The organism is Lutibacter sp. (genome assembly GCF_030692605.1).
GTDB lineage: Bacteria > Bacteroidota > Bacteroidia > Flavobacteriales > Flavobacteriaceae > Lutibacter.
In genome coordinates this window covers 1-12,465 of record NZ_JAUYUD010000041.1, presented here as the reverse complement: position 1 = coordinate 12,465, position 12,465 = coordinate 1, and the positions used below count along the sequence as shown (strand labels likewise).

The 12,465-nt window shown below is 30.5% G+C and carries 10 protein-coding genes; 9 read left to right on the top strand and 1 reads right to left on the bottom strand.

Annotated features, from left to right (window positions below):
* Window positions 1–26 precede the first annotated feature (26 nt).
* The 4 genes from Q8S45_RS03595 (at window position 27) to Q8S45_RS03580 (ending at window position 5,665) form a co-directional block, all read left to right on the top strand.
* Window positions 27–908 carry a lysophospholipid acyltransferase family protein gene (locus tag Q8S45_RS03595; RefSeq protein ID WP_305601328.1) on the top strand — a complete coding sequence of 294 codons (882 nt, stop codon included), beginning with the start codon at window positions 27–29 and terminating at the stop codon, window positions 906–908.
* Between the two features lie 179 nt (window positions 909–1,087).
* Window positions 1,088–3,154, top strand: a complete 2,067-nt coding sequence (locus tag Q8S45_RS03590) for a S9 family peptidase (RefSeq protein ID WP_305601326.1) — start codon at window positions 1,088–1,090, stop codon at window positions 3,152–3,154.
* Between the two features lie 71 nt (window positions 3,155–3,225).
* Window positions 3,226–4,263 (top strand): PLP-dependent cysteine synthase family protein, encoded by a 1,038-nt coding sequence (locus tag Q8S45_RS03585; protein ID WP_305601324.1) that lies wholly within the window; start codon window positions 3,226–3,228, stop codon window positions 4,261–4,263.
* A 151-nt stretch (window positions 4,264–4,414) separates the two neighbouring features.
* Window positions 4,415–5,665, top strand: coding sequence for an aminotransferase class I/II-fold pyridoxal phosphate-dependent enzyme (locus Q8S45_RS03580; RefSeq protein ID WP_305601322.1), 1,251 nt, complete (start codon window positions 4,415–4,417; stop codon window positions 5,663–5,665).
* Between the two features lie 70 nt (window positions 5,666–5,735).
* On the opposite strand, the gene Q8S45_RS03575 is transcribed toward Q8S45_RS03580, so the two are convergent.
* Window positions 5,736–6,422, bottom strand: a complete 687-nt coding sequence (locus Q8S45_RS03575; protein WP_305601320.1) for a Crp/Fnr family transcriptional regulator — start codon at window positions 6,420–6,422, stop codon at window positions 5,736–5,738.
* A gap of 117 nt (window positions 6,423–6,539) precedes the next feature.
* Here Q8S45_RS03575 and Q8S45_RS03570 point away from each other — a divergent pair, with 117 nt between their 5' ends.
* The 5 genes from Q8S45_RS03570 to Q8S45_RS03550 all read left to right on the top strand — a co-directional run bounded on the left by Q8S45_RS03570 (window position 6,540) and on the right by Q8S45_RS03550 (window position 12,290).
* Window positions 6,540–8,909, top strand: coding sequence for a heavy metal translocating P-type ATPase metal-binding domain-containing protein (locus Q8S45_RS03570; protein WP_305601314.1), 2,370 nt, complete (start codon window positions 6,540–6,542; stop codon window positions 8,907–8,909).
* A gap of 116 nt (window positions 8,910–9,025) precedes the next feature.
* Window positions 9,026–9,199 (top strand): cbb3-type cytochrome oxidase assembly protein CcoS, encoded by a 174-nt coding sequence (gene ccoS / locus Q8S45_RS03565; RefSeq protein ID WP_305601312.1) that lies wholly within the window; start codon window positions 9,026–9,028, stop codon window positions 9,197–9,199.
* Between the two features lie 34 nt (window positions 9,200–9,233).
* On the top strand, window positions 9,234–11,402 hold the full coding sequence (gene ccoN / locus Q8S45_RS03560) for a cytochrome-c oxidase, cbb3-type subunit I (protein WP_305601310.1): 2,169 nt from the start codon (window positions 9,234–9,236) through the stop codon (window positions 11,400–11,402).
* A 5-nt stretch (window positions 11,403–11,407) separates the two neighbouring features.
* Window positions 11,408–11,605 carry a CcoQ/FixQ family Cbb3-type cytochrome c oxidase assembly chaperone gene (locus Q8S45_RS03555; RefSeq protein WP_305601308.1) on the top strand — a complete coding sequence of 66 codons (198 nt, stop codon included), beginning with the start codon at window positions 11,408–11,410 and terminating at the stop codon, window positions 11,603–11,605.
* Window positions 11,598–12,290: a cbb3-type cytochrome c oxidase N-terminal domain-containing protein gene (locus Q8S45_RS03550; protein ID WP_305601306.1), complete on the top strand. Its 693-nt coding sequence runs from the start codon at window positions 11,598–11,600 to the stop codon at window positions 12,288–12,290. The genes Q8S45_RS03555 and Q8S45_RS03550 overlap by 8 nt, the downstream gene beginning before the upstream one ends.
* The last annotated feature ends 175 nt before the right edge of the window (window positions 12,291–12,465 follow it).

Below are 12,465 nucleotides of genomic sequence, written 5' to 3'. Positions count from 1 at the left end.
TAATTCGATATTTGCACCTTAATATTATGAATTTACTTGTTTACATATTGGTTTATCCGCTTATTTGGTTTATTTCAAAATTACCATTTAGAGTTTTATATACTATCTCAGACTTTTTTTATTTTCTTATTTTCTATGTTATAGGTTATAGAAAAAAAGTAGTTTTAGAAAACCTAAAATTGGCGTTTCCAGAAAAGTCAATGGAAGAGTTGTTCAAAATTAGAAAGAAATTTTACAGCCATTTTGTGGATATTTTTTGTGAAATGATAAAGTCATTTACAATTTCACAAAAGGAACTTGCAAAACACTGTGTTTATCCAAACATCGATTTGTTGAATGATTTGTATAAAGATGGTAAAAGTATTGTCTTAATTGGATCACATTATGGAAACTGGGAATGGCTTTTTGGTTTAAGCGGAGAAATTAAATATAAAAGTTATACTGCTTTTACTAGAGTTAGTAATCATTATTTCAATAATAAAATATTAAAATCGAGGGGGAGATTTGGTTTTGGATTAGAGCAAACTGCTAAAATAATTTCAAGAATTGATTATAATGTAAAAAATAATATTCAATCAATGTTTGGTTTATTAAGCGATCAATCTCCACAATTAAAAAAGGCCTTTTATTGGAACGAATTTTTGGGCGTAAGAGTTCCAATACACACAGGAGCGGAGATGTTGGCTAAAAAATATGACATGAGCTTAGTATATATAGAAACAACTAAAGTTAAAAGAGGATATTATGAAAGTAATTTTACTGTTTTAACTAAAAATCCGAATGAACATCCAGATTATGAGCTTACTGATATTTTTCTAGAAAAAGTTGAACAACAAATTAGAAAGCAACCCGAATATTATTTTTGGACCCATAAACGTTTTAAACACAGTGATAAAGAACCAAAATAAGTGATTATTAAAAGGGTTTTTATATAAAAATTAAATGTAAGAATAATTTCAGAAACTTATAACTTTCATTTTTTTTGTATTTTTTTTATCAATGTTAAGCTCATTCTTCAAACATTTTAGAATAATATTGGATTATAAAAATCCAAAAAAGTACTTTTGCCAATTAATATTTTTTTAAAATGAAGCGCATTCAAATTATACCTCCAATTGCAAAAGTAATTCCAAAGAAATTAGAAATTCATGGCGATGAAAGAATCGACAATTACTATTGGTTAAATGATAAAAATAACCCTGAGGTTATTGATTATTTAAATGCTGAAAATGAGTACTTCAATTTAAAAACGGCACATACGGATCAATTTCAGAAACTGCTGTTTAAAGAAATGAAATCAAGAATTAAGGAAGATGATGAGTCGGTTCCTTATAAAAAAAACAGATTCTTTTACACAACACGCTTTGAAAAAGGAAAGCAATACCCAATTTATAGTCGAAAAAAGGGGGGTTTAACATCAGAAGAAGAAATACTTTTTGATGTTAATGTTATGGCTAAAGATTTTAGCTATTATAAACTTACAGGAGTATCCGTTAGTCCCAACAATAATCTTGTCGCCTTTGCGGTAGATACCGTGAGCAGAAGGCAATACACTATTCAATTTAAGAATATTGAAACGGGGGAATTATTTCCCGAGAAAATTAAAAATACAACGGGAGGAGCCACTTGGGCAAATGATAATTCAACTATTTTTTATACCCGAAAAGACGAAACAACACTTAGAAGCGATAAAGTGTTTAGACATATTTTAGGTACAAATCCAATAGAAGATGTAGAAGTTTTTAATGAAGATGATGATACATTTAATTGTTATGTGTACAAAACCAAAACAGAGAAATATATTGTAATTGGAAGTTATAGCACCGTTTCTAATGAATATCGTTTAGTTGAAGCAGATAATCCATTTAACGAATTTAAAATTTTTCAGCCTAGAGAACGTGATTTAGAATATAGTTTAGCGCATTACAATGGTCATTTTTATATTTTAACAAATAAAGATGGTGCTTCCAATTTTAAATTAATGAAAACCGATGAAAACAAAACGTTAAAAGAAAACTGGAATGATTTAATTCCGCATAGAGACGATGTTTTATTGGAAGATCTAATTATTTTTAAAGATTTTGCAGTTTTAGAGGAACGTATTAATGGTTTGGTAAAAATTAGAATTATTCGATGGGATGATTCAGAGGATTTTTATTTACCTTTTGATGAAGAAACCTATACTGCTGGCGTTCACTATAATCCAGAATTTAATTCAACAAAGTTAAGATACAGCTATATTTCAATGACAACACCAGGAAGTGTTATTGAATACGATATAAATTCTAAAAAGAACGAAATATTAAAAGTTCAAAAGGTTTTAGGAGGAAAATTTAAAAAAACAAACTATAAAAGTGAACGTTTATGGGCAACAGCGAACGATGGAACTAAAATTCCTATTTCATTAGTTTACCATATAAATACTAAATTAACTAAAAATACACCCTTATTATTGTACGGTTATGGTTCTTACGGACACACCATAGATGCAAGTTTTAGTTCAAGTAGACTGAGTTTATTAGACAGAGGATTTGTGTATGCAATTGCTCATGTTAGAGGTAGCGAATATTTAGGGCGAAAATGGTATGAAACCGGTAAATTGTTTCATAAAAAAAATACATTTACAGATTTTGTTAATTGTGCCCAATTCTTAATAAAACAAAAATACACTTCTGCAAAACATTTATATGCCTATGGTGGATCAGCTGGCGGATTATTAATGGGTGTTATTATCAATACAAATCCAAACTTATTTAATGGAGTTATAGCGTCAGTACCTTTTGTAGATGTTGTAACAACAATGTTAGATGAAAGTATTCCATTAACCACTGGCGAATATGATGAATGGGGTAATCCAAACCAAAAGGATTATTACCATTATATAAAATCGTATTCACCTTACGATAATGTAAAAGAGCAAAAACACCCTCATTTGTTTGTTTCAACGGGCTTACACGACTCTCAGGTTCAGTATTTTGAGCCTGCTAAATGGGTAGCAAAATTAAGAGTGAATAAACAAGATAAAAATATTTTGATAATGTACACAGATATGGAAACAGGACATGGAGGCGCTTCTGGAAGATTCGATTCATTAAAAGAAGTGGCTAGAGATTATAGTTTTTTATTAGATTTAGAAGGAAAAGCAATAGTTTAAAAAAAAATTATTAAATTTGCATGTTAAGTAATACAATTTTATAATTCATTTCTTGAATTAATTTATTAAAAATGACAAAAAATAAAGGTATAAGCAACACTGTTTTAGATCTTATTGGTAATACTCCATTAATTAAGTTAAACAAAATCACCAAAAATATTTCTGGTCAATTTTATGCTAAGTATGAAGGATTTAATCCTGGACATTCTATGAAAGATAGAATTGCATTGCATATAATTGAACAGGCCGAGAAACAAGGAATTCTTAAAAAAGGAAGTTCCATTATTGAAACCACCTCTGGAAATACAGGATTCAGTTTAGCTTTGGTTAGTATTATTAAAGGATACAATTGCATTTTAGCGGTTAGTTCAAAAGCTTCACCAGGGAAAATTAATATGTTAAAAGCAATGGGAGCGAAGGTATATGTTTGTCCTGCCCATGTGGATGCAGATGATCCTCGTTCTTATTATGAAGTTGCAAAAAGACTTCATGCTGAAACGGCTAATTCTGTATACATAAATCAATATTTTAATCAATTGAATGTTGAAGCTCACTATAATTCTACGGGACCAGAAATTTGGGAGCAAACCAATGGTGAAATAACTCATTTAATTGCTGCAAGCGGTACTGGAGGAACCATTTCTGGTGTTGCAAAGTTTTTAAAAGAAAAAAATCCTACTATTAAAATTCTTGGGGTTGATGCTTATGGATCGATACTTAAAAAATTCCACGAAACAGGAGAATTAGATACCAAAGAAATATATCCGTATCGGATTGAAGGTTTAGGAAAAAATTTAATTCCATCGGCAACAGATTTTGACTTAATAGATTATTTTGAAAAGGTAACAGATGAAGCTGCCGCTCACAAAGCAAGAGAACTTGCCTTGTCAGAAGGGTTATTTACTGGTTATACTAGCGGTGCAGTAATGCAAGCTACTATGCAATATGCCGAAAAAAATATGTTTAATGAAAATTCAAAAGTTGTGTTGATTTTACCTGATCACGGTTCGAGGTATATGGAAAAAATATATTCAGATGATTGGATGAGTGAACAAGGTTTTTTTGACAGCCAAAAACAAGCTCAAAACGAAATAGAGTTCATAAAATAAATATTAATTTTTAAAAAAATAATTAAAGAGACTTAACTAAATTAAGTCTTTTTTTGCTTAGTAAACATTTGATAACAAGAAAAAAAATAACGTACTTTGCACACATTAAAAATTTGTATTAAAAATTACATTTTATGCTAAATTATTTTATATGAAAGATTTATTTGAAAGAATAATTAAAGATAAGGGGCCATTGGGAAATTGGGCAAAACAAGCTGAAGGTTATTATGTTTTTCCTAAATTAGAGGGGGAAATTTCTAACAGAATGTTTTTTAATGGGAAAGAAGTTATTACATGGAGTATTAATGATTATTTGGGTTTAGCCAATCATCCTGAAGTTAGAAAAGCAGATGCAGAAGCTGCGGCTGAATATGGAATGGCTGCACCAATGGGCGCAAGAATGATGTCTGGTCATACAAATTTTCATGAACAATTAGAACGTGAATGTGCTGAGTTTGTAAATAAAGAAGCAGCTTATTTAGTTAATTTTGGATACCAAGGAATGGTGTCTGCAATAGATGCATTAGTAACTAAGCACGATGTAATTGTGTATGACATTGATTCACATGCTTGTATTATTGATGGTGTTAGATTACATCACGGAAAAAGATTTACGTATCAACATAACGATATTGAAAGTCTAGAGAAAAATTTACATAGAGCCACTAAAATTGCAGAAGAAACAGGTGGAGGAATTTTAGTAATTTCAGAGGGGGTATTTGGAATGCGCGGAGAGCAGGGAAAACTAAAAGAAATAGTTGCTTTAAAAGAGAAATTTAATTTTAGATTTTTAGTTGACGATGCTCATGGTTTTGGAACTTTAGGTGAAGGAGGTAGAGGTGCTGGTTTTGAACAAGGAGTACAAGATGGGATTGATGTTTACTTTGCAACATTTGCAAAATCTATGGCTGGCTTTGGAGCATTTTTTGCTGCAGATAAAGATGTAATTCAGTATTTACAATACAATATGAGGTCTCAAATGTTTGCGAAATCTTTACCTATGTCTATGGTTAAAGGTGCGTTAAAACGTTTAGACATGCTTAGAACGATGCCTGAATTGAAAGTTAAATTATGGGAAAATGTAAACGCCTTGCAAAATGGCTTAACCTCAAAAGGATTTAACATTGGAAATACCAATACTTGTGTAACTCCAGTATTTTTAGAAGGCGATATTCCTGAAGCAATGGCAATGGTACACGATTTACGTGAAAATTATGGAATTTTCTGTTCTATAGTAGTGTATCCAGTTATACCAAAAGGCTTAATTATTTTAAGGTTAATACCAACCACTACCCATACTTTAGAAGATGTAAAAGTAACTATAGATTCATTTTCTGCAATTCGTACTAAATTAGAAAATGGAATTTATAAAAAAATTGCAGCATCTATGATGGCGTCTTAAAAAAAAAATATTTCACAAAAAAAACCTTTTAAAATTAATAAAAGGTTTTTTTTGTGAAATATTAAAAGTTTTAATACCCTTCAGAAATATTTTTAAGGGCATTTTTGTTTATTATTTTAATTTTTTTACCAATTAAATCTATAACATTATCTTTTTTTAGATTTGATAATAACCTAATGGCAGATTCCGTGGCTGTACCAATTGTATTTGCGATTTCTTCTCTTGTTAAAATAACGTCTATGCAATCTTCATTGTCAATTCCAAAAATTTCTTCAAGATTAAGTAGGGTATCGGCTAATCTATCTTTCACTGGTTTTTGAGCCATTTGTGAGATAGAATTATTAGCTGCATTTAGTTGGTGAGAAATATTTTTCATAATATTTAATGAAAACTGAGGGTTTTCCCTAATGGTATCTAAAATATCACCTTTTGGAATAAAGCATACATGCATATCTTCCAAAGCAATTGCATTTAAACCAACAGGTTCGTCACTCAAAATAGACCGTTGTCCTAATATATCGCCACCTTTAATAAATTTAATAATTTGCTCTTTACCATTGGTATTGAGTTTGGTTAATTTGCATTTTCCATCTCGGATACAGTATAATCCATTAATCGCACTCCCTTCAGTCATTAAATTTTCACCTTTTTTAATTATTAAAGTTGTTTTATGATCTGAAAATTTTTCAAGTTCTTCCTGCGATAAAGTTTGCAATGAATTAAATCTTTTTATAATACATTGTCCGCATTTCGACATACCTATTTGATTTTGTATTAATAGTTGTAATAGTGCGCAAATGTACAAATATTAATGATAATTATCATTCCAATGAAAAAATAATTGAATAGTTTTGCCAAAATAAAAGAAAACGAAATGGCAGCTAATAGTTGTTACCATTGTGGCACAGATTGTAAAACAACTGTTATTGAATTTGAGCAAAAGAATTTTTGCTGTAACGGTTGCAAAACTGTTTTTGAAATTTTAAATGGTAACGATTTAACTTGTTATTACGATTTAGAGTCTTCACCAGGAAATATTCCAAAAGAACTTAGAGGGAAATTTAATTATCTTGATAATGAAGACATTAAAGATAAATTACTTGAATTTAATGATGATGAAATTTCAGTTATAACTTTTTATATACCAGGCATTCATTGCAGCTCTTGTATATGGGTATTAGAAAATTTAAATAAATTAAATGGAGGAGTTACTACTTCTTTGGTTAATTTTCCTCAAAAAAAAATACGAATTACATTTGCAAATTCAAGAATTTCTTTAAAACAAATTGCTGAATTAATTTCTTCTATTGGCTATGAGCCATATATTAGTTTAGAAAATGCAGAGGGAAATGTAAGCGTCATAGATAATACGTTGTTGTATCAACTATCCATTGCCGCTTTTGCTTTTGGAAATATAATGTTGCTATCTTTTCCAGAATATTTTCAGGTCGATGAGTTTTGGCTTGAAAAATATAAACATTTATTTAGATGGCTCATGTTTGCAATGTCGGTTCCAGTTGTTTTTTACTCGGCTAAAGGATTTTATTCATCAGCGTATAAAGGGTTAAAACATAAAATTTTAAATATTGATGTTCCCATTGCTTTGGGTATTACGGTGTTATTTCTTAGAAGTACTATTGAAATTGTTTTAGACATTGGAACAGGTTTTTTTGATAGCTTAACTGGGTTGGTTTTCTTTTTATTATTAGGAAAAATTTTTCAACAAAAAACCTATAATTTTTTGTCGTTTGAGAGAGATTATAAGTCGTATTTCCCAATAGCCGTTACAAAAATTGTTAATGGAATTGAAAGTAATATACCCGTTAATGCTATTGAAAAAGGCGACCGACTTTTAATTAGAAATGAAGAGTTAATACCTGTTGATGGAATTTTGATTACTGGAGATGCTTCAATTGATTACAGTTTTGTTACAGGGGAATCTAACCCGGTTGTTAAAAATTCAGGTGATAAAATATATGCAGGAGGAAAACAAACTCAAGGTGCCATTGAAATGGAAGTAATTAGTACTATTTCTCAAAGTTACCTTACCCAACTTTGGGGAAATGATGTGTTCAAAAAAGTTGATACAATTGGTATTAAAAACATAACTGATACAATGAGCAAATATTTTACGATTGCTATTTTAAGCATCTCTATTGTTGCGGGTGTTTTTTGGTATTTTTATCAACCTGAAATGGTAATTAATGTAGTTACTGCAGTTCTTATTATTGCATGCCCGTGTGCGTTGGCACTATCGGCTCCTTTTTCATTGGGAAATATGTTGCGAATTTTTGGTTATAAAAAATTTTATGTTAAGAATGCTGTTACCATCGAAAATATAGCAAAAATAAACACAATTATTTTCGATAAAACAGGCACTATAACATCAACGAAAGAATCAAATATTGTTTACAGAGGAACAAATTTAAATGATAAGGAAAAAATAGCGATAAAATCACTTTTAAGGGCTTCAAATCATCCCCTAAGTAGGGCGCTTTATTCGTTTATTGAAAGTGATTTGAACATTGATAAGCCTGAAAGTTTTGAAGAAGTTGTTGGAAAGGGAATTGTTGGAAAAATTGGAAATTTAACCATTAAATTAGGCTCAAGTGGGTTTGTAGGAAATACAGAAAATGCATTGAATGAAACCGCTATAAATGTGAACATCAACAACGATTTTAGAGGAAGTTATGTTTTTAAAAATAGTTATAGAAATGGACTAAATGATGTATTTGCAATTTTAAATCAAAAATATAAATTGATTATTTTATCTGGTGATAATGAAGGTGAGAAGGCACATTTAGAAAAAATACTTCCTAAAAATATAATTTTCTATTTTAATCAGAAGCCAGAAGATAAATTAAATTTTGTAAAAAAATTACAAGAAAAAGGTGAATATGTAATGATGGTTGGGGATGGTTTAAATGACTCTGGGGCTCTTGCCCAAAGTAATGTTGGTATATCTATTTCAGAAAATGTAAATGTATTCTCACCGGCTTGTGATGCTATTTTAGATGCTAAACTTTTTAACAAATTACCAGAGTTTTTAACATTATCTAATAAAACGGTTTCAATAATAAAATCAAGTTTTATTTTTTCATTATTATACAATGTAATTGGGCTATATTTCGCTCTAACAGGGCAATTAGAACCTGTTGTAGCTGCTATTTTAATGCCATTAAGTTCTATCACAATTGTAGTTTATGTCACAATTTTAACCAATTTTGTATCTAAAAAATTATAAAGAGGATTAAATTCCGAGTTTAAAAAATCGAAATATGATAATTATCATTTCATATTTTTAACAAAAAAATTACATTTGTATATTAGCAAAAGCTAAAAAACTAGTAACTAAAAAAAATGGAAGTAATCTACATTACTATCGGCGTCAGCGTTGTTGTTGCCGTGTTTTTTTTTATAGCCTTTTTAAAAGCTGTAAAATCTGGACAATACGAAGATACGTACACGCCATCTGTACGTATGCTTTTTGATGACGAGCTAGTTTCAGAAGAAAATAAGAAAAATCAAGAATAATTATATAATAACTAACAATTAATTAGACATCAGTATGGAAAAAGAACAATTTTATTATGATAATAAAATCGTAAAAATGTTTCTTTGGGCAACAATACTTTGGGGTGTTGTAGGTATGTTAGTAGGGCTTTTAGTGGCTTTACTATTTATTTTCCCAGGTTTATTAGAATTTGCAGGAACAGACAATGCATTTTCGTGGTTAAGTTTTGGTCGTTTGAGACCTTTACATACCAATGCGGTGATTTTTGCCTTCGTAGGTAATGGTATTTTCCTTGGAATTTATTATTCAACTCAAAGGTTACTTAAAGCAAGAATGTTTAATGATGTTTTAAGTAGAATTCATTTTTGGGGATGGCAATCAATTATTGTAGCCGCTGCCATTACTTTACCATTAGGTTTAACTTCTTCTAAAGAATATGCTGAGTTAGAATGGCCTATAGATATAGCTGTTGTGCTAGTGTGGGTAGTATTTGGGATTAATTTAATTGGCACAATTTTAAAAAGAAGACAACGCCATATTTATGTTGCAATTTGGTTTTACATTGCCACTTTAATTACAGTTGCAATATTGTACATATTTAATAACCTCGAAATGCCTGTATCTGGGTTTAAAAGTTATTCAATTTACGCAGGTGTACAAGATGCACTAATACAATGGTGGTATGGGCATAATGCAGTAGCATTTTTCTTAACCACACCAGTGTTAGGATTAATGTACTATTTTGTACCAAAAGTCGCGAATAGACCCGTTTATTCATATAAGTTATCCATTATACATTTTTGGACATTAATTTTCTTATATATTTGGGCTGGACCTCACCATTTATTATATACCGCATTACCAGAATGGGCTCAGAATCTTGGAACTGTTTTTTCCATTATGTTAATTTTTCCATCTTGGGGAGGTATGATTAATGGATTATTAACATTAAGAGGAGCTTGGGACAAGGTTCGTGAAGATCCAGTTTTAAAATTCTTTGTGGTTGCAATTACAGGGTATGGAATGGCAACTTTTGAAGGTCCTATGCTTTCATTTAAATCGTTAAATGCAATTGGACATTATACAGATTGGATTGTTGGGCACGTTCATATTGGCGCTTTAGCGTGGAACGGATTTATGGTTGCCGGTATTATTTATTATTTGGCTGCTAAATTATGGAAAACCGAATTGTATTCTAAAAAATTGGCAAATACGCACTTTTGGTTAGGTACTTTAGGTATTATGTTCTACTCAATTCCTTTATATGTAGCAGGTTTTACACAAGCATTTATGTGGAAACAGTTTAATGCCGATGGAACCCTTGTTTATGGTAACTTTTTAGAAACTGTAACACAAGTTTTACCTATGTATGCAATGCGTGCAATTGGAGGAACGTTGTATTTAACAGGTTTTATTTTATTAGCAATTAACGTTATAAAAACTGCAAAAGCAGGATCTAAAGTAGAAGATGAATTAGCAGAAGCAGCACCATTGAAAAAAATTAGTGGTCAACGAGTTGCTGGAGAAGGTTTACATACATGGTTAGAAAGAAAAACAGTTTTATTCACAGTGCTAACAACCGTTGCAGTATTAATTGGTGGTTTGGTCGAAATTGTTCCAATGTTCTTAGTTAAATCAAACATTCCTACTATAGCAAGCGTTAAGCCATATTCTCCATTGGAGCTTGAAGGTAGGGATTTATACATACGTGAAGGATGCAATAACTGTCACTCTCAAATGATTCGTCCATTCCGTTCGGAAGTTGAACGTTATGGTGAATATTCTAAGGCTGGTGAATTTGTATATGATTTCCCATTTTTATGGGGTTCTCGTAGAACTGGACCAGATGTACATAGAATTGGTGGAAAATATAACGATAGCTGGCATTTTAACCATATGTTAGATCCTAGATCTACTTCTCCAGGGTCAATTATGCCTCGTTATTCTTGGTTGATTAAAAATGACCTAAACGCTTCGGATTTAGAAAAGAAAATGGCAGCACTTGTAAAATTAGGTGTACCTTATTCTGAAGAAGATATTAAAAATGCAAAGCAATCTTTATTAGCTCAAGCACAATTAATTGAAGATAATTTAAGACAAGATCCAGAATTTGTTAAAAATTATAGTTCAAGTAATATTAAAAATAAAGAAATTGTAGCTTTAATTGCATATCTACAACGTTTAGGAACTGATATTAAAGTAAATGCTACAGCATTAAAATAGGATCTATGTTGAAATTTATAAAACATAATTTAGAAAGTATTAGTGGGGTTGAAATTTACCCAATAATCTCATTATTATTGTTTTTTACGGTTTTTGTTACAATGCTGTTTTTTGTTTACAAAATGCCTAAAAAAAATATTGATGAAGTAAGTCAACTACCTTTAGATAATAACAACAATTTAAATGAAACTAACAATGAATAAGAATTCAGAAAATATATCGGGATGGAAAAAGTTTTGGAAATCTTTGACTAAAGCCCATGATTTAGGTACCGAAGAAGATATTTTGTTGGACCACGATTATGATGGAATCAAAGAGCTTGATAACGTGTTGCCACCTTGGTGGTTATATGGTTTTTATATTACCATAGCTGCAAGTATTTTTTATTATGTTATGATTTTTGGGTTTGATAAATACAATCAGTTCGATGAATTTAATACTGAAATGACTGATGCTAAAGCTGCGGTCGAGCAATACAAAGCAGATAATCCTCAATTATTTAGTACAGAAAATTTAGAAGTTTTAACAAGCGAAGAAGATTTAGCAAAAGGAAAGGAACTTTTTACAACTAAAACCTGTGTTGTTTGTCATTTAGCCGACTTAGGAGGAAGTGTTGGACCAAATTTAACGGATAACCAATGGATTTTAGGTGGAGACATGAAAAGTATTTTTAACACAATAGCAAAAGGTGGAAGACCAGGAAAAGGAATGATTGCATGGGAAGGTACTCTTAGTAAAGAGGAGAGACAGCTTTTATCAAGTTATATTATTTCAATGCAAGGGACAAAACCAGCAGCTCCTAAGGCTGCGGAAGGAGATATAATTTGGCCTGAAGCTGTGGTTGATAGTTTAAACACAAAAGTAGATTCCATTGCGCCAGTTAAATAAAGTAATAAAAATATAAAGTATCAATTCTTTCTATTTTTAATTAATAATGCGAATTAAGGGTTAACAATTGGCTTTAAAAAACAAGCAGCAAGTTTTCCAAATATATGTACAATTAAACCTTTAAACGACCTGACTTTACTTGCATTTTGGATTTGAGTTTTTTCATTTATCCAAT